The organism is Prevotella sp. OH937_COT-195 (genome assembly GCF_003932845.1).
Taxonomy (GTDB): domain Bacteria; phylum Bacteroidota; class Bacteroidia; order Bacteroidales; family Bacteroidaceae; genus Prevotella.
Genome location: NZ_RQZH01000001.1, coordinates 218,981 through 236,890 on the forward strand (window position 1 = coordinate 218,981; position 17,910 = coordinate 236,890).

Sequence of the window (17,910 nt, forward strand, 5' to 3'; positions counted from 1 at the left end):
GCTACTATCCTTATTTCCTTATTATAGTTACCTCTCCGTCTTCCTTTATTTTTATTATGGACGAAGGTGCGTGCGGCTTATGTTCCTGCCGTCTTGAGAAACATACATAGTCGGCAGCCTCAATCAGTTCCGGTGATATGTCGCGGAAATTCTGTGCCGCTGTCTCACCACTGATGTTAACGCTTGTAGATACTATCGGTTTCTGAAATCTGAAACATAATTCTTTCGAAAAGACTTCATGGGTGATGCGCATCGCGATGCTACCGTCTTCGGCAATGAGATTGGGTGCGAGATTCACTGCGTTGTCGAGGATAACGGTAGTAGGCTTGTCGGCATATTCCATAACTTGCCATGCCACTTCCGGTACGTTCCTTACATACCGCTGAAGTCTCACTTCCGAGTCAACCAGACATATCAATGCTTTCGAGTCTTCGCGCCGCTTAATCTTGTAAATTTTTGCAACTGCCTCTGCATTAGTCGCATCGCAGCCAATACCCCACACCGTATCGGTAGGATAGATTATTATCCCACCATGTTTCATCACGTTTACCGCGTTCTGAATATCTTCTTTCTGTGTCATCTAATTGATGTTGTTTTTACCTCTCAAATACAAATATAAATTGATTTGAACGGCAAAGTTATACGAAAAAAATGGTATTGCAAAGAAAAAACAAACTTTTATAACACATAATATCAAGAAGGTGTTCAAAATTAATTACCTGTATATTTACGTTTGTTTTTCAGTATGTGTATTGTATGTAAAAATTAACGCGGCGAGTTTCAGAATGATTGACAATCGACAGTATTAGGCAAATGAAACATTAGGATGGAGGTGAAGTAAAAATAGATAAAACCATGCATACATAATATTAATTTTGAATGGATGTTTATAAATAAAGACTTTTGTTTTTTACTGTATCAATTTATAGAACCATTAAAAAAAACATTTGTCCGCACCAACCATTTAAAGGTATTGCGGACAAATGTTTTATCGGATATGGATATTGGGAATTTGTCTTAATATCCGTTTTTTTATTACTTTATGTTCGGTTCTTCAAGACCGAGTCCTTTCTTCTTGTCAACAATTTTAAGGATAAGTCCGAGAACGAGAGCTGCAACTCCGAGACCTGCCAGCATCACGAGTGGGGCAGTGTAGTCGTACTTAGTCGGATCTTGAACACCTTCGTTTGTATTGTCGAGTACTTTGCCGATAAGCAATGGGAAGAGCCATAGACCTATGTTCTGAATCCAGAAAATAAGTGCGTATGCAGAACCGATAACCTTTGCATCAACAAGTTTTGGAACACTTGGCCACAACGAGGCAGGAACGAGCGAGAAACTTGCACCAAGCACGAGTATGGTAACATACGCTATTATTACACCGCCGGCACCATTGCCTTGGAATATCGGGAGAATGAAGGCAAATGTCAGGTGGCATGCAATAAGCAGAAGTGAGCCAAGCACGAGCATTGTGGCAGCCTTTCCTTTATGGTCAACATAGTTGCCGAGTATAGGTGTGATACCTACGGCAAGAAGTGGGAACACTGCGAAAATTGTCTCAGCCGATTGACGCATGTATCCCATGTAGCAGAACGTTACGAGTGATACGATTGCAAGGCAAAGCATGAAATATTTCATTGCCGGCTTCTTCATAAAATTGAATGAGAATGCCGCTGCGGCAACTACAAGCATGATTATATATTGGACTATTGTTACCGTCGAGCCTGCCCAGAACGAATTAGGGTCAACTTCTGTAAATGTAAGATTACATTGCAACATGTTTACGGCATATTTCTGGAAAGGGAAGATTGCAGAATAGTAAAGCACGCAGAGCAAGGCAACAAGCCAAAAACCACTTGAAGTAAGTATCTGTCCCAAGTCTGAAATCTTGAATGGCTCGTCTTTCTCTTCTGCCTCACCGGTCTGTGAGTCAAGTTTCTTATCCATGAAGAAATATACTATGAACATAATGAGTGCAATGCAGAGAAGTACCACACCGAAAGCAACGGAACGGCCTACGCTTATATGTCCTCCGAGTTTGGCAAAGAACGGTGAGAAAATCATGCAGGTGGCAACACCAAGACGTGCAAGTGCCATTTCGGAACCCATAGCCAATGCCATTTCTCGTCCCTTGAACCACTTCACGATACCGCGGCTTACCGTGATACCTGCCATTTCCACACCGCAACCGAATATCATAAATCCGCATGATGCAACCTTTGCTGATGCCGGCATGCCTTTGAAGAACGGCGAAACACCGAGTTGTTCGAATACCGGTATGTGGTTAAGATTGTTTGTGAACCAAGTCTCTATACCGCTGCCTATGAAAGCATCTGAAACGGCATACCATTTTATTAATGCACCTACGAGCATTACCGTTCCGGAGAGAATGGCAGTAAAACGAACTCCCATTTTGTCGAGAATGATGCCGGCAAAGATGAGGAAGAACACGAATACGTTTAGGAATGTCTCGGAGCCTTGCATTGTTCCGAATGAAGTGGAATCCCAACCACGCTCAGACAGCATAAGGTCTTTGATGGGAGAGAGAATGTCCATAAAGATGTATGAACAGAACATGGCGAATGCCAAGAGCAAGAGAGCCGTCCAGCGTATTCCTGCCGAGTCTCTCAGAGATTTTTGAATAGTTTGGGTCATGATATTATTATTAAATTATTTTCTTTTTCTTTTCAATCTTTCAAATTCCCATTGTCATTGGTGAATTATTCATTATCGGTTGTCAATTACTTAAGCCATTTGTCAAGCCAACCGAAGAATGTGCGTTGCCATAGTATTCCGTTCTGTGGTTTCAACACCCAGTGGTTTTCGTCGGGATATATAAGCAGTTCGGCAGGAATACCGCGCAGGCGTGCTGCGTTGAATGCTCCCATTCCTTGCGTGTAGTTTATGCGGTAATCTTTTTCTCCGTGTATGCATAGTATTGGGGTGTCCCATTTGTCTACGAACTTGTGTGGAGAGTTCTCGTATGTGCGACGTGCACGTTCTGTCTGATCCTTATTCCAGAAAGCATCGTCGTATTCCCAGTTTGAGAACCATGCTTCTTCTGTGTCGGTGTACATTGCTTCGAGGTTGAAAGCACCATCGTGCGCTATGAAACATTTGAAACGTTTGTCGTGATGACCTGCGAGATAATAAACAGAGAAACCACCGAACGAAGCGCCTACGGCACCGAGACGATTCTTGTCTACGTATGGCAGATTATTGCAGGCGTCATCTATCGCAGAGAGATAATCTTTCATGCACTGACCGGTCCAGTCACCCGAAATCTCCTCGCACCACTCGCTGCCGAAACCCGGAAGTCCGCGGCGGTTGGGAGCAATTATTACATATCCGTTTGCAGCCATTATTTGGAAATTCCAACGATAACTCCAGAACTGACTTACCGGACTTTGCGGTCCTCCTTCGCAGAACAAAAGTGTCGGATATTTCTTTGTTTCATCGAAGTTTGCAGGCAGTATAATCCAATAGAGCATATCTTTTCCGTCGGTTGTTTTTGTCCAACGTTGCTGCACCTTGCCTATGGCAAGTTGGTCGAAGATGTGTTTGTTTTCGTTTGTTATCTGTTCAATCTTTGTTTCTTTCTTAGAAGGTGTTACTACATAAAGGTCGGCACTCTGCGAGTAACTGTGTCTCTCGGCAAGCACTTGTTTTTTGTTCAGCATTTGTAGCGAACCGAAATCATGCCATGTATCAGTGAGTTGTTTTATTTCGCCCTTTGCATTGATGGCATACATGTTTTCAGTTGCGTGCCATACTCCGATAAAATAGAACTTCGCGTCCTTGCCGTCTGCCCAGCAGAAATCGTCAACGTTGGAATCGAATGCCTCGCTGACATATTTCTTCTCGCCCGTGCTTAAGTCATATACGCATAGTCTCTGCCGGTCGCTTTCATATCCGTCGCGTGCCATTGACAGCCATGCTATCTCTTTTCCGTCCGGTGAGAATTTCGGGTTTTGGTCGTATCCCGGGTTGTTCTTAAGGTTTCCTTTCGAGTTCACGCTCTGTGTCTGCATTGTCTTGGTAGGGTCGACCTTTGGTGCCACATATCCCTTGGGCTTGCATAGGTTTACCGTCTCGCGTGTACTTATGTTATACATATATATGTCAGTGTCGGTAGATATCATATAATCTACACCTACTTTCTTGCGACTTGTATATGCAATGTTTTTTGAGTCAGGACTCCAGTTTATTTGTTCTATGCCTCCAAATGGTTTTACCGGACATTCAAATGGTTCTCCTTCCATTATGTCAATTCCTTCCGAGATGCTTCCGTTGTTTACATCGGCAAGGAAAGGGTGTGGTATATTCTCCACATATTCGTCCCAGTGGCGATAGTTAAGATCGGTGATGACACGTCCGGTTGCTTTTGGCAGATCGTCGGGATTAGCCTTTATGCTCTCATGGTATGCTATCTGCTTAACCAATACAACCCGTGTTCCGTCCGGCGAGAATCTGAAAGCATCTATACCCGTTTTGTCGTGTGTCATTTGTTTACGTTCGGTTCCGTCGGGCAACATGCTCCATATCTGTCCTCCGGTAAGGAATGCTATTCGCTTTCCTCCCTCTATCCATGCGGCGTCTGTTTCATTTTTTGTAGAGTTTGTTAACAATTTCTTGTTGCTTCCGTCTGCGTTCATTATGTATAGAACGTGATGGCTTTTGTTTTCTTTCACGCTGTAATACGCAACGTTATACACGATTTGTTTACCGTCCGGCGAAGCGGCATATCCTCCGATGCGTCCCATTGCCCAAAGAGCCTCGGGTGTCATAAGGTTGCCGTTCAGTTTGATGTCGTTTTTAAGGATCGGTTTTTCCTTCATGTCCTGTGCTTTAATGGTTGTACTGCTTGCAATCAGTATGGCAGCAGTCATCAATAGTGTTTTTTTCATAAGTTATTAGGTTTATTTCTTGGATTGTTGTTCACGCATCTTCCTCATTTCCTCTGCCTGCTTCTGCATCGCTTCGAGCCGTGCAGCGAATCCGCCTTGCTTTTTCGGCTTATCCTTGTTCTCCTTGTAACGTGCCTCAAGTATTGCGAGCAGTTTCTCGTCGTTTGTTGTCTTGCGCAATGTCCACATTATTGCCGCGCTGAAGAACAGCGAAACGAAATAGTAGAAATTAAGTCCTGAAGAATAGTCGTTGAACATGAAGAAGAACATTATCGGCATGAGGAACATCATCCACTGCATCATTTTCATCTGTTCGGCCTGTTGTCCCACCATTTGGTCGCGTTGTTGGCGCATTGTCATCCATGAGTACAGCACGTTTGCTATGCAGAATAGTACGCATGTTAGCGACAGGTGATCCCCTATAAGCCACAAGTCGTTCTCCCATTCAATTATTGGGTCGTATGTGGATAGGTCGTCAATCCACAGGAAACGTTCCCCTCGCAGTTGTATCGCGTTCGGCACAAAGTTGAACATTGCAATCCAGATAGGCATCTGTATCAGCATTGGCAGGCAGCCGCTCAGTGGCGATACTCCGTATTTTGAGTACATCTGCATCATTGCTTGCTGTTTCATCATTTGGTCTTCCGGTTTGTTGTATTGTTTTGTCGCCTCGTCGAGTTTCGGTTTCAGCACACGCATTTTAGCCGACGACATATAACTTTTCTTTACCATCGGGAAAGTTATTACCTTCAGTAGCAGTGTTATCAGTATAAGTACGATACCCATTGGGAATCCCATGTTTGTAAGCCAGTCGAACACATAGATGGTGAACCAACGATTGATTATGCGGAACAGTGGCCACCCGAGATATACAAGCCGTTCGAGATCAAGTTCTTTTCCGAACTCGCTTTCCTTTTCTACCGTTTGCAGCAGTTGAAAATCGTTTGGTCCAAAGAAGAATTCCAACTCTGTGGGAACGTTCCCTTTCGGGTCGAATTTTGTTTTTAGTTTTGCTCCGTATTGTTTCAAATATTCAGAGTCTTTCTCTTGCGGTAGCGAGGTCATCAGTGAGTTGCTTGCAAATTCCTCTTTTGCGATTATCACGGAAGAGAAAAATTGGTTTTTGAATGCCACCCAGTCGAGTGCTTCCTCCACCTTTTCGTCTGCATATTCCTTTGTTTCATTCAGGTAGTCTGTGCCTCTGCCTTTTTCTTTATATGTCAGTGTGGCATATCTGTTTTCGAACGTAAATCCCCGCTCTTGCTGCCGGCAACGTTCGTCCCACTGTATGTCCATGCTATTGCATGTCGGTGCGAATACAGCCTCCATACCTTTTGCGACGAAAGAAAAATGCAGCATGTAATCTTGTCCGAGCCGGTATCTCATTTCCAAAGTTTTTCCGTCTTTTGCCTTCGCGGTAAGGGTTACTGTGGTATCGGTCTGTTCCGATGGATTAAAATACAAGTCTGCGGTATTTATATTCTCGTCTTTCCCTGTCAGCATGAATTTCATTTGCTGGTCGTTTTCGTCAAACAAAGTTACGTCTTTGTTTCCCTTTCTGTCTTTGAAATTCTTTACAACCGCTTTGCTTATCGTCCCCCCCCTTGTTCCTATGGTGAGTTCCAATTTATCGTTTTTCAGAACAACAAGGTTGTCTGATCCAGAAATTGCGTCGTGGAACAATGCCGTGGTATCGGTTGCGGCATCTTTTGTTTTTTCCGATTGTTTTTCCTTTTCCGCTTTTTTTCTGCCGTTAAGTTCTTGTTCGGCTTTCTTTTTGTTTACCAGTGCAATCGAGTCTTGTATCTGTTGTTTCCTGATATCCTCCTCCGAGGGTCGGTTCCACCAACTGAACCCGATAAACACAAGTGCTATCAGCACGAATCCGATAATCGTATTCTTATTCATATTCATTTGTTTGTTATCTTTTTCTTGTTGAATGATACAAGGCGCAAAATTACAAAAAAACTTTTATGCAGCAAAAATATACCCTCTGTTTTGGTAAAATAATGTTGAAGTTGTCGTAAAATAATAATTTAAGTTATACCTTTGCCGAACTTTTCAAATAATTATATCGTAAGTTTTACAACCATATTAATCTCCGAAGTTATGAGAAAGATTATTCTGTCGTTCTTTATCGGATTGTTCTTTTGCATATCCTTACATGCCGGCAACGATTCATTGTTGCTCAGGCGATATATGTATTTGCTGCATGACAGCAAGGAAAATTTGAATGTTTCTGTGCATGCCGATGCCGATGCTCGTTGTTACAGGCTTTTTGTCCCTCCCACGTTCTATCACTCTCCCGTAAGCAACAGTTTTCGTTTTGGCGAAGGCTCTAAATACATCGATGCCACGGAAAATGCCATAGACAAAACTTTGATGTATATATATATGAATCGTCCGGATCTTGTTGAAAACAGCGAAACGCGCTTGTTGGCTGCGGGAAAGATGAATGATGGCATAACTCGACCTATAAAGCAGAACGTGATGCTTGCGGAAAAGGTTGAGCCGATTGTCGAAAAGCCCATTGTTGAGCCGGTGAATGTTTTTGTCAGCAAACCCAATTTCTGGACAATAAAGGGAGATTATTACCTGCAATTTTTACAAAATTACATATCAGGAAACTGGTATAAAGGGGGCGAGAGCAACTATTCCATGGTGGGTAGCATAACTATGGAGGCAAACTACAACAATAAACAGAGAATGAAGTGGGACAACAAACTCGAACTTAAATTAGGATTTCAAAGTTCACGCAGTGACTCGCTCCACTCTTTTAAGGCATCCGAAGACCTTATACGCTATACGAGCAAACTGGGTCTGCAGGCTTCAAAGAAATGGTATTACACTCTGCAACTTATTGCCAACACGCAGTTTACGCACGGATATAAGTCGAACGACCCTTTTGTGTATTCCGATTTCCTTTCGCCTCTCAACATCAATCTCTCGCTTGGTATGGACTATTCTTTAGAGGCTCTCAACAAAAAACTTACCGGAAATTTGCATATCGCACCGATTGCGTATAACTTTAAGTATGTAAAAAGGGACGAACTGTTAAAAAGATACGGTCTTGAAGATGAGAGTCACGTACTGCACGATTTCGGTTCGCAGTTTACAGTTGAGTTATTTTGGTTGTTGTCCGACAATATAAAGTGGAAAACGCGCTTGTACGGTTATACCACATACAAGCGTGCCGAACTTGAGTGGGAAAACACTTTCACATTACAGTTCAACAAATACATATCCACAAATCTTTTCATATATCCGCGTTTTGACGATGGCGCAGCCCGTGATGGTCGTCGCGGATATTGGCAACTGAAAGAATATCTTTCACTCGGTTTCAACTATTCTTTCTGAAAATAAATCTTTTTGCGGGGTATTGAGAAAAGATATTATTGGAAATATATTTCCATGAGACATTGTGCGGAGACTAATACAGGCGGATTTGTAAACCAATTTAGGCGATTTTACAAATCAATTTAGGCGATTTTGTCGAGTAAAACAGGCTGTTTTGTTTTATAAAAAAATAATTGTGATATTGCCATAACATATTTTCAAGCCCCGGAAAGAAATGCTTTCCGGGGCTTGAAAAATACATTTTCGTATAATTATATGAAAACTTTAATGTTTTGATTTATATTCGCTGAATGTCACTATTTTGTCATTTCGCCTTCCACGTAAATGCGAGTCATTTCTGCAACGGCGTTTGTGCGAATTGTTATATTTTTCTTGAAATGTCCCAGAGGTTTTCCTGTACCATTGTATGTAATGGTAACCTCGCCTTTTTTTCCGGGTGCTATGGGTTCTTTGGTATATGCCGGAACCGTGCATCCACAACTTGCCACGACTTGATTTATTACCAATGGCGCATTGCCTACATTCGTAAATGTAAACGTGCATTTCTGAATCGGAGATTTCTCGGAGAACGCACCGAAATTGTGAGATGTCTTGTCAAACTTGATGTCTGCCTTGTTCTGTGCTTCTGCATATCCGAATGCGCAGAATATCATCAATGACATAATAATAAACTTTTTCATTTCCTTTATGTTTTTAATACGTTAATAATCCATGTTTTCTTTTTTGATGCCTTGTGCATTAAAAGGTTTAACCATTTGCAAATGTACTAAATTCCCATGAACATTATAAAATAGGATGAAATAATTATCATTATTTAATATTTCGTTGGTATAAAAATGCTTAAAACTTTGCGCTTTTATTATTATTTGTTACCTTTGCATTCAAATTTATTTTATAGAGAAATCAAATGTATAGAACAAACACTTGCGGAGAATTGCGCCTTGCAGATGCCGGCAGGGATGTGACACTTGCCGGTTGGGTTCAACGCGTAAGGAAAATGGGCGGAATGACTTTCGTCGATATTCGCGATCGCTACGGCATAACACAAATAGTTTTTGACGAGTCGGCAGATGCCGTTCTTTGTACCGTTGCCAACAAACTGGGACGGGAATTTTGTATTCAGGTAAAGGGTACGGTAAACGAGCGTCAAAGCAAGAACGACAAAATGCCTACCGGTGACATTGAGATAATTGCAAAGGAACTTGACGTGTTGAGTGAAAGCATCACTCCTCCGTTTACCATTGAGGATAACACCGACGGAGGCGATGATATTCGCATGAAGTACCGTTATCTCGACCTTCGCCGCTCCGTGGTAAGGAAGAACATGGAATTGCGTCACAGAATGACTATCCTTATACGCAATTTCCTTGACTCAAAGCAATTTATAGAGGTGGAAACGCCTATACTTATAGGTTCTACTCCGGAGGGTGCGCGCGATTTCGTAGTTCCTTCGAGAATGAATCCGGGACAATTCTATGCGTTGCCGCAAAGTCCGCAGACACTTAAACAATTACTCATGGTAAGCGGTTTCGACCGTTATTTCCAAATAGCGAAATGTTTCCGCGATGAGGACTTGCGTGCCGATCGTCAACCTGAGTTCACACAAATAGACTGCGAGATGTCATTCGTGGAACAAGATGATGTAATAGATATGTTCGAGGATATGTGCCGCCATTTGTTCAGAGAGGTTCGCGGCGTGGAACTGCCTGCAAAACTTCCGCAAATGCCATGGCACGAGGCGATGCGTCGTTTCGGTTCGGACAAGCCGGATATTCGTTTTGGAATGGAGTTTGTCGAACTGATGGACGTACTTCAAGGCACAGGCACGTTCCCTGTGTTCGACTCCGCAAAATACATTGGTGGAATATGTGTTCCGGGATGTGCGGAATATACGAGAAAACAACTTGACCAACTCACCGATTTCGTCAAATCGCAGCAGATTGGTGCCAAGGGACTGGTATATGTCAAGTTCAATGCCGGCGGAACCGTAAAGAGCAGTATAGACAAGTTTTACACCCCCGAGGTGTGGCAGAAATTGAAAGAGAAGATGGAAGCCAAGGATGGCGACCTTGTACTCATATTGAGTGGTGACAACGCCAACAAGACACGTGTACAGTTGTGTTCGCTGCGCTTGGAAATGGGCGACCGTCTCGGATTACGCGACAAGAACAAGTTCGAATGTTTATGGATAGTAGATTTCCCGTTGTTCGAATGGAGCGACGAGGAGCAGCGTTTAATGGCAACCCATCATCCGTTTACCATGCCTCATCCCGACGACATTCCACTTCTCAACGAACATCCCGAGCGTGTCCGTGCAAAGGCATACGACTTTGTTTGCAATGGCATAGAAGTAGGCGGCGGTTCTCTCCGTATACATGATGGTAAACTACAAGAAAAGATGTTCCGCATACTCGGCTTCACTCCTGAAAAGGCTATGGCACAATTCGGTTTCCTTATCAATGCGTTCAAGTATGGAGCACCTCCTCATGCAGGCATTGCTTTCGGTCTCGATCGCTTTGTAAGCATAATGGCGGGACTTGACAGCATCCGCGACTGCATTGCATTCCCGAAAAACAATAGCGGGCGCGATGTCATGCTTGATGCCCCCGGTTTCTTGGATCAAAAACAACTTGATGAGTTAAATCTTGCGTTAGCCCTTGACAATTAGTAGTTATCGTCGTTTTGACATAGGTCAAGAAAACGACGCGTATTGCCGGAAACCTGACGTGGTTATGTAATAATTTATACCAATTGTGTTAATTTTGCACTTGAAAATATATTGTAATTTAAGGTTGGCAAAGATACAATAAGGATTTTAAATTATTTCAAAACAATATGGCAGAACAGAAAACAACCAAGTCAGTTGCGACAACAGCAAAGAAACCGGCAACACCAAAGAAAGAAACTACAAAGAAAGTGGCGGCAAAGAAGCCCGAAGTGGTTATCAATGCAGAGAACGTAGGTTTTAAGGCCGGTGACGTTTATCAGGCACTCGCATCAGAGGCAAAGGCTCTTACTGTTGCAGAGATACAGAAAACTGCAAAAATAAGCAAGGAGGAAGTTCTCCTCGGTATCGGCTGGCTGCTCAAAGAGGGTAAGGTAAAAGACGATAACGGCAAGATTGTTCTCGCCTAACCATAGGCAGGGACACATTTCAAGATACACAAGAGCCGGGTGCATAGTTGCACTCCGGCTCTTTTTTGTTAATAGCGATGACAAACAACAACGACAACTCAATGATGCAGGTACTTGCCGAGGCAGGTGAGAGCGGCATTGGTGTGAAGAAACTTGCGCGGCATGTGTTTAATGCTTCGAACTCTTTCTTCGAGCCGGTGTCTTTCGATGATGTGTATAAGTATGTACAAGCATTCATACACCGTAACTCAAAGGGGACAGAAGCGTTATTGATATGCACCGGACAACGCGGTCGTTACCGTCTCAATCCAAACTCCGTGCAATACAAGCAGTTGATGTTGAATTTCAACGACAACGACAAGGAAGAGGTTGTCGAGCAGTCGAATGATTTGTCACCATCATTGTTCTGACATATTATTGATCGTCCGAAAACTCCTGTTGATAAATGGTAAGTGCAGTAACATAAATTATCAAGTATAAAATTTAATAAAATAAGACATGGAAAGAGAATGGAGAAAAATAAAGGAATTTAAAGAAATTCTTTTTGAGAGTTACAATCATATCGCGAAGATAACCATTAATCGTGAACGTTATCGAAATGCTTTCACTCCACTTACAACTTTGGAACTGTCGCAGGCATTCACTCATTGTCGCGAGTCGTCGGATATTCGTGTTGTTATATTGACGGGAGCCGGCGACAAAGCATTCTGTTCCGGTGGCGACATGAATGTCAAAGGGATAGGCGGATACATTGACGAACAAGGCATGCCGCGTCTCAGTGTACTCGATGTGCAGATGCAGATACGTCGTTTGCCCAAACCTGTAATAGCCATGGTTAACGGATATGCCATTGGCGGAGGACATGTCTTGCATGTTGTCTGCGACCTTACTATTGCTTCGGATAACGCCATATTCGGGCAGACTGGGCCGAAGGTCGGTTCGTTTGATGCTGGATTCGGTTCAAGTTATCTTGCAAGGATTGTGGGACAGAAGAAAGCACGCGAGATATGGTTCCTTTGCCGTCAATATGATGCACAAGAAGCGGAACGCATGGGACTTGTAAACAAAGTAGTGCCACTTGCCGAATTGGAAGATACCTGCGTGGAATGGGCAGAGACGATGATGGAGCGGTCGCCGCTTGCACTACGCATGATAAAGGCCGGACTCAATGCCGAGCTTGATGGTCAGGCAGGTATTCAAGAACTTGCAGGCGATGCCACAATGCTGTATTACACCATGGACGAAGCCCAAGAAGGAGGCAGGGCATTCTTGGAAAAACGCAAGCCGAATTTCGAAAAATATCCTTATTTCCCATGAAATATGAAGTGCATGTAGAGGAGCGAATATTCCATTTTATTCAACCGGCAGGTACGTCGCGAGGTGTTTATCGTGAACGTCGCTCGTGGTTTGTAAATTTGAAAGACAACGAAGGGAATGTCGGAGTGGGAGAGTGTGCGCCGCTTCCCGGTCTGTCGTGTGATGACATTACGGAATATGACAAAGTGTTGCACGAGTTTGCCGTGGAATTATGCCATACCGGGGAAATTCCATACGAAGCATTGAGGGATTATCCCTCAATGCTCTTCGGCCTTGAAACTGCGAAACAGTCTTTACTGCGACATGGGAGCAGATTATCCGATACACCGTTTGCCGACGGAAAAGAGGGGATACCCATAAACGGACTGGTGTGGATGGGAACCTACGATGAGATGTTGCAACGCATGGAAGACAAACTGGAAAAAGGTTTCAGGTGTGTAAAGATAAAAATCGGAGCAATAGATTTCAATGACGAAATGGAACTGTTGCGCCTAATACGAAAGCGTTTCTCAAAAGATAGCGTGGAATTGCGTGTCGATGCAAATGGCGCCTTTTTGCCTTCGGAGGCTCTTTCAAAGATAGAATTACTGGCACTATATGACCTACATTCAATAGAGCAGCCAATAAGACAGGGAAATACGGAAGAACTTGCACGCTTGTGCAGAGAAACGACGCTGCCCATTGCACTTGATGAAGAATTGATAGGATTAAACCATGTGGAACAAAAGGAAATACTCCTTGACACAGTACGTCCTCAATATCTTGTACTGAAACCCTCGTTGCATGGAGGAATGATTGGTACGCAAGAATGGATAAACATGGCAGAAAAGCGTGGTATAGGTTCGTGGATAACGAGTGCGCTTGAAAGCAACGTTGGCCTTAATGCCATTGCCCATCTTTGCGCTTCGGTATTTGGGTCGCAAATAACAATGCCGCAGGGACTTGGTACGGGGCAGTTGTTCGCCGACAATATTGCGATGCCGCTCGAAATAATAGGTGACGAGTTGTGGTATCATGGCCATAACGAGAAAAAAGATTTGTTATAATGGGTATATTTGAGAAAAAGACTATCGGCGAGGCAATACGTTTTTGTATCGTGGGCGTTGTTGCAACTGCGATTCATTATGCAATATACCTGTTGCTGAAACAGTGGATGTTGCAGGTGGTGGCATTTGCCGCAGGCTATATACTGAGTTTCGTTGCCAATTTTTTTATGACCGCTCGTTTCACGTTCAAGAAGAATGCCACGGCGAAGAAAGGTGTGGGTTTTATTGGCGCACATGGTATCAATTTCCTATTGCAAACATCTTTGCTACAATTTTTCATCTGGGGCGGAGTGAATGAGAATTATGCTCCCATACCCGTGTATTGTATTGCCGTTCCCGTAAATTTCATATTGGTACGCCTCGTGTTTAGGAAATGACATATCACGGAATGTATCACAACTGTCTTTGTCTTACCGCTTCGTAAAGAAGTATTGCTGCACTTACCGAAACGTTGAGGGAGTCAAGATTGCCGAGCATTGGTATTCTAATGTGCTTGTCGGCTGCTTGTCTCCACACATCGCTAAGTCCGGTGGCCTCGGTTCCCATTACTATTGCCGTGCCGCCACGCATGTCTGTATCATAATATATACTTGAATCTTGTAGTTGTGCAGTGAGAATCTTTATTCCTTTCTGATTGAGAAATTTAATACATTCGGCAGTTTCGCATGCAACGCACGGCACGGTAAATATTGCACCGATGCTGCTGCGTATCAAGTTGGGATTGTACAGATCGGTAAGCGGGTCGCATATTATAACGGCATTTGCCCCCGCAGCATCTGCACTGCGCAGTACGGCTCCGAGATTTCCGGGTTTTTCAACGCTTTCGAGAACCACAATTAGCGGATTGTCAACAAGTGGAATGTCTTGAAGTGTAATTCTTTGTGATATGACTTCTGCAATGATACCTTCGGTGCTGCCTCGGTAAGCAATCTTTTCGTATATTTCCCGTGAGACTTCGAATGTCTTATCTCCTTTAAACGATACTCCTCCATTGTATAACTCGCTGCATTTAAAAATTGTTTCAATTTGGAAACCGGCATTTATGCAATGTTGAAGTTCGCGTCTTCCCTCTACTACAAACAATCCTCTTTTGCGCCTTTCCGATGATTTTTGTTGAAGTAGTTGAAGATGTTTAATCTTTGGGTTTTGTGTACTTGATATGTAGGTTTCTTTTATATCCATGACCGTCATTGCTTTTAAAAGATGATATATTTTGCAAAATTACTATTTTCTTATGACTTCCATGCAACAATATTATTTTTGATGTAAAAATACTTTTTGGTCAACTATTGATTGTATTGGTTGAAGAAATAATTTCGTAAGTTTTTTATTGCGGTATGAAACAAAACAATTATCTTTGCACTCATGTTATATTTCAAAGTGAGATTTATAAATATTTTGTCGGATTGATGGTATGTTTTGAGGTACAAAGTAGTTGCGAACGAAAGATTGTGTACGACTGTATGACAGAATAAACCAATGTCTCGTAAAGAAAAACAGACATCAAGATGATAAAACGTTGCTCACAAAAGAAACTTAATTTTTACAGTGCTAATTTCAGATTCTATCTAAAGTGATGCAGATAATAGAAATAGATTCGCTGCGACATAAAGATGTCGAGATGTTCTGCTCGCTTACAGAGACGCAACTCAGAAATAAGATTGAACCGGACAAAGGTATCTTCATCGCAGAGAGTCCCAAGGTAATAAAAGTGGCTCTTGATGACGGATATGAGCCGGTTTCTTTGTTGTGCGAGCGGAAACACATTGATGGCGATGCTCGCGGTATAATAAATCGTATTGGCGATATACCCGTATATACCGGCAGTCGTGAATTGCTTGCACAAATTACCGGATATTCTTTGACTCGCGGTGTGTTATGCGCGATGCGTCGTCCTGTTGTCAAAAGTTTAGAAGATGTATTGGAAGGAGCAAGAAGAGTTGTTGTTATATACGGTGTCGTGGATACCACGAATATCGGTGCGATATTCCGTTCGGCAGCAGCCCTTGGTATTGATGCCGTACTACTTACCACAAATTCGTGCGACCCACTTAACCGACGTGCCGTAAGGGTGTCAATGGGAACTGTGTTTCTTGTACCGTGGACTTGGATTGATCTTTGCCTTGAGCCATTGAAATCTTTTGGATTTACTATAGCGGCATTGGCTCTTACCGACGATTCGATACCGATAGATTCCGCAGTACTGAAAACAATAGAACGGCTTGCGATAATAATGGGAACGGAGGGAGACGGACTTCCATTTGAGACAATACATGATGCCGACTTAGTGGTGCGAATCCCAATGTCGAACAATGTAGATTCTCTTAACGTTGCCGCGGCAGCATCCGTCGCATTCTGGGAATTGAGACGATGAATAAACAAATTGATTCTTTACTATAAATTACATGATTTCGTTTTATATAAAAAATAATTATGATGAAAAATAATATTATTTTAATTTGTGTAGTGGTCGGATTCTCCACAATGTCATCGTTCTACGGTTATCAAAGTATAAGAAAAAAAGAAAAGAAGGCGGACGATATTTTGAAAACCGAAGTGAGACAGAGAAAAAACAAAGGAGAAGAAAAGGTTTCGTCCATAACTTTCGAAAAAGCAATTGCAATGGTCTGTGACATGAAAAAGAGCGATGCAATCAATGAACTGTTGAGTATGGGGTGGAAGAAATTGGCTTCAAAGAATTTCAAATTCCATCACGAAATGGCAGGTACGGAAGAGACGGGAAAAGAGATAGTGCTGGGGAAAAACATGATATATAAAAATGGGAAACTGGTACCAAAAGGCAATAATTCCGTCGGAGTAATAATAAAGACGATGTATGTAACATCTTTTGAATTTGCTTTTTCCGACAAAAACTCACGAGACGAGATTGTCAATGGGGCAATAAAGGCCGGCTTCGAATGCAATGAAAATGAAGATGAAGACGGTAAGTTATACATAAAAAATATTGATGAGGTGAGGGAGAAAATATTGCATGTTTATGATGGAGACGGCATATACTTCGCTGAAATATATATGGCAACGGAATTATAATATAAAAATAAATTTCAAGGAAATGATAGAAATAGGATTGAAACATACGAGCGAAATGAAAGTATGCGAGGCTGTATCAGCCCAAACGGTTGGTTCGGGAGATATGCCGGTGCTCGCTACGCCTGCAATGATGGCATTGATGGAGAATGCGGCGATGCTTGCGGTCAAAGATTCGCTTGAAGACGGTCAGACAACCGTAGGCGGACATATAGAGACTTCTCACCTGAAACCTACAAAAATGGGCGAGACGGTGTCTGCAACGGCGGAAGTCACAAAGATAGATGGCAAGAAAATATTCTTCCACATTTCTGCATATTGTGGTGGAACTGTGCTTGGTGAAGGAACACATCTCCGGTTTATAGTTGATAAAGAGAAATTCCTTTCAAGGTTTTAGAAAGAAAAGAGAGTTGGCTGTTTGTATGAAGCAGCCATTAGTTGCCTGTATTTTTTCAATAAATACTGACAATAACATGTTACGGACATGTCAAATAATCTGTCAGCATCAGAGCTCCAACAGACCGGAATATTTCCGGATTATGAGCAATAATAATTAAATCCTGTATTTGTTTCTTGAGATTATGATATCCTTTATATTAGGAACATCGTTGCAAATACCAAAACGAAGTGCAATAAAAAAGTAGGCCTCGCCGAGAGATGCAGACGTTCTCGAAGCGTAACGAGAGGTTGTCTGCATCTCTCGGCGAGGAAAAAGAAACAACCGGCAATACAAATAAAAAAAGGGAGACCGAAATCTCCCCGAGATTAACTAACTTTGTATTGCAAATGTATCATCAATTAATCTCGGAGCAAAGGTCGCAATTTTTTGCCTTACTCCAAAAGAAAACAGCGAGAAAAGAAATTGCCGACATCGTCGGCATCAGTCAGGCTACACTGTCACGTGAAATCAAACGCAACAGCACGCCATCGGGAAAGTATATTTGGACGAGGGCACACGATATGGCTATGCGGCGCAGAAAGAGAACGGTAACAAATGCCAAGCTATCCGACGAATTAGTTTGGAGAATCAAGGAATATATTACCAACTACCGGTGGTCTCCAAGACAAATATCAGGGTATCTGCGAATAAATGAGGGGAT

Annotated in this window: 17 protein-coding genes; 11 read left to right on the forward strand and 6 right to left on the reverse strand. The window is 42.6% G+C overall.

Annotated features, from left to right (window positions below):
- Window positions 1-10: 10 nt before the first annotated feature.
- The 4 genes from EII32_RS00970 to yidC all read right to left on the reverse strand — a co-directional run bounded on the left by EII32_RS00970 (window position 11) and on the right by yidC (window position 6,815).
- A complete protein-coding gene (locus EII32_RS00970) occupies window positions 11-580 on the reverse strand; it encodes an L-threonylcarbamoyladenylate synthase (RefSeq protein ID WP_125233585.1) in 570 nt (189 codons plus the stop codon).
- A 455-nt stretch (window positions 581-1,035) separates the two neighbouring features.
- Complete coding sequence (locus EII32_RS00975; RefSeq protein ID WP_125233586.1) at window positions 1,036-2,655, reverse strand: MFS transporter; 1,620 nt, start codon at window positions 2,653-2,655, stop codon at window positions 1,036-1,038.
- An 86-nt stretch (window positions 2,656-2,741) separates the two neighbouring features.
- The gene (locus EII32_RS00980; RefSeq protein ID WP_125233587.1) at window positions 2,742-4,907 is read right to left on the reverse strand and encodes an alpha/beta fold hydrolase; all 2,166 of its coding nucleotides are present in this window, start codon (window positions 4,905-4,907) and stop codon (window positions 2,742-2,744) included.
- Between the two features lie 12 nt (window positions 4,908-4,919).
- Window positions 4,920-6,815, reverse strand: coding sequence for a membrane protein insertase YidC (gene yidC / locus EII32_RS00985; RefSeq protein WP_125233588.1), 1,896 nt, complete (start codon window positions 6,813-6,815; stop codon window positions 4,920-4,922).
- Window positions 6,816-7,016: 201 nt separating this feature from the next.
- Between yidC and EII32_RS00990 the strand changes: the two genes are divergently transcribed.
- A complete protein-coding gene (locus EII32_RS00990; protein WP_125233589.1) occupies window positions 7,017-8,264 on the forward strand; it encodes a DUF3078 domain-containing protein in 1,248 nt (415 codons plus the stop codon).
- Window positions 8,265-8,560: 296 nt separating this feature from the next.
- On the opposite strand, the gene EII32_RS00995 is transcribed toward EII32_RS00990, so the two are convergent.
- On the reverse strand, window positions 8,561-8,944 hold the full coding sequence (locus tag EII32_RS00995) for a DUF1573 domain-containing protein (RefSeq protein WP_125233590.1): 384 nt from the start codon (window positions 8,942-8,944) through the stop codon (window positions 8,561-8,563).
- 227 nt (window positions 8,945-9,171) lie between these two features.
- Here EII32_RS00995 and aspS point away from each other — a divergent pair, with 227 nt between their 5' ends.
- From aspS to EII32_RS01025, 6 genes are all read left to right on the forward strand, one after another.
- The gene (gene aspS, locus EII32_RS01000) at window positions 9,172-10,932 is read left to right on the forward strand and encodes an aspartate--tRNA ligase (protein WP_125233591.1); all 1,761 of its coding nucleotides are present in this window, start codon (window positions 9,172-9,174) and stop codon (window positions 10,930-10,932) included.
- Window positions 10,933-11,099: 167 nt separating this feature from the next.
- Window positions 11,100-11,399, forward strand: a complete 300-nt coding sequence (locus tag EII32_RS01005; protein ID WP_125233592.1) for a winged helix-turn-helix domain-containing protein — start codon at window positions 11,100-11,102, stop codon at window positions 11,397-11,399.
- A gap of 77 nt (window positions 11,400-11,476) precedes the next feature.
- Entirely contained in the window at window positions 11,477-11,809 is a 333-nt protein-coding gene (locus tag EII32_RS01010) for a hypothetical protein (protein WP_233582271.1), read from the forward strand.
- 88 nt (window positions 11,810-11,897) lie between these two features.
- On the forward strand, window positions 11,898-12,716 hold the full coding sequence (menB, locus tag EII32_RS01015) for a 1,4-dihydroxy-2-naphthoyl-CoA synthase (protein WP_125233593.1): 819 nt from the start codon (window positions 11,898-11,900) through the stop codon (window positions 12,714-12,716).
- A complete protein-coding gene (gene menC, locus EII32_RS01020) occupies window positions 12,713-13,762 on the forward strand; it encodes an o-succinylbenzoate synthase (RefSeq protein ID WP_125233594.1) in 1,050 nt (349 codons plus the stop codon). Before menB ends, menC begins: the two co-directional genes overlap by 4 nt.
- Window positions 13,762-14,139, forward strand: a complete 378-nt coding sequence (locus EII32_RS01025) for a GtrA family protein (protein WP_125233595.1) — start codon at window positions 13,762-13,764, stop codon at window positions 14,137-14,139. Before menC ends, EII32_RS01025 begins: the two co-directional genes overlap by 1 nt.
- Window positions 14,140-14,155: 16 nt before the next feature.
- Here EII32_RS01025 and EII32_RS01030 read toward each other — a convergent pair whose 3' ends face one another.
- Window positions 14,156-14,944: a TrmH family RNA methyltransferase gene (locus EII32_RS01030; RefSeq protein WP_125233596.1), complete on the reverse strand. Its 789-nt coding sequence runs from the start codon at window positions 14,942-14,944 to the stop codon at window positions 14,156-14,158.
- Window positions 14,945-15,338: 394 nt separating this feature from the next.
- Between EII32_RS01030 and EII32_RS01035 the strand changes: the two genes are divergently transcribed.
- The 4 genes from EII32_RS01035 to EII32_RS01050 all read left to right on the forward strand — a co-directional run.
- The gene (locus tag EII32_RS01035) at window positions 15,339-16,136 is read left to right on the forward strand and encodes a TrmH family RNA methyltransferase (RefSeq protein WP_125233597.1); all 798 of its coding nucleotides are present in this window, start codon (window positions 15,339-15,341) and stop codon (window positions 16,134-16,136) included.
- Between the two features lie 59 nt (window positions 16,137-16,195).
- Window positions 16,196-16,813, forward strand: a complete 618-nt coding sequence (locus tag EII32_RS01040) for a hypothetical protein (RefSeq protein ID WP_148096810.1) — start codon at window positions 16,196-16,198, stop codon at window positions 16,811-16,813.
- A gap of 22 nt (window positions 16,814-16,835) precedes the next feature.
- A complete protein-coding gene (locus tag EII32_RS01045; protein ID WP_125233599.1) occupies window positions 16,836-17,207 on the forward strand; it encodes a thioesterase family protein in 372 nt (123 codons plus the stop codon).
- A gap of 389 nt (window positions 17,208-17,596) precedes the next feature.
- The coding region (locus EII32_RS01050) for a helix-turn-helix domain-containing protein (protein WP_148096811.1) at window positions 17,597-17,910 on the forward strand (314 nt) is incomplete at its 3' end.

Bases quoted from the DNA above. Each gene is read 5' to 3' on its own strand.
- EII32_RS00970 (WP_125233585.1), bottom strand. From the start codon at position 580: ATGACACAGAAAGAAGATATTCAGAACGCGGTAAACGTGATGAAACAT.
- EII32_RS00975 (WP_125233586.1), bottom strand. From the start codon at position 2,655: ATGACCCAAACTATTCAAAAATCTCTGAGAGACTCGGCAGGAATACGC.
- EII32_RS00980 (WP_125233587.1), bottom strand. From the start codon at position 4,907: ATGAAAAAAACACTATTGATGACTGCTGCCATACTGATTGCAAGCAGT.
- yidC (WP_125233588.1), bottom strand. From the start codon at position 6,815: ATGAATAAGAATACGATTATCGGATTCGTGCTGATAGCACTTGTGTTT.
- EII32_RS00990 (WP_125233589.1), top strand. From the start codon at position 7,017: ATGAGAAAGATTATTCTGTCGTTCTTTATCGGATTGTTCTTTTGCATA.
- EII32_RS00995 (WP_125233590.1), bottom strand. From the start codon at position 8,944: ATGAAAAAGTTTATTATTATGTCATTGATGATATTCTGCGCATTCGGA.
- aspS (WP_125233591.1), top strand. From the start codon at position 9,172: ATGTATAGAACAAACACTTGCGGAGAATTGCGCCTTGCAGATGCCGGC.
- EII32_RS01005 (WP_125233592.1), top strand. From the start codon at position 11,100: ATGGCAGAACAGAAAACAACCAAGTCAGTTGCGACAACAGCAAAGAAA.
- EII32_RS01010 (WP_233582271.1), top strand. From the start codon at position 11,477: ATGACAAACAACAACGACAACTCAATGATGCAGGTACTTGCCGAGGCA.
- menB (WP_125233593.1), top strand. From the start codon at position 11,898: ATGGAAAGAGAATGGAGAAAAATAAAGGAATTTAAAGAAATTCTTTTT.
- menC (WP_125233594.1), top strand. From the start codon at position 12,713: ATGAAATATGAAGTGCATGTAGAGGAGCGAATATTCCATTTTATTCAA.
- EII32_RS01025 (WP_125233595.1), top strand. From the start codon at position 13,762: ATGGGTATATTTGAGAAAAAGACTATCGGCGAGGCAATACGTTTTTGT.
- EII32_RS01030 (WP_125233596.1), bottom strand. From the start codon at position 14,944: ATGGATATAAAAGAAACCTACATATCAAGTACACAAAACCCAAAGATT.
- EII32_RS01035 (WP_125233597.1), top strand. From the start codon at position 15,339: ATGCAGATAATAGAAATAGATTCGCTGCGACATAAAGATGTCGAGATG.
- EII32_RS01040 (WP_148096810.1), top strand. From the start codon at position 16,196: ATGATGAAAAATAATATTATTTTAATTTGTGTAGTGGTCGGATTCTCC.
- EII32_RS01045 (WP_125233599.1), top strand. From the start codon at position 16,836: ATGATAGAAATAGGATTGAAACATACGAGCGAAATGAAAGTATGCGAG.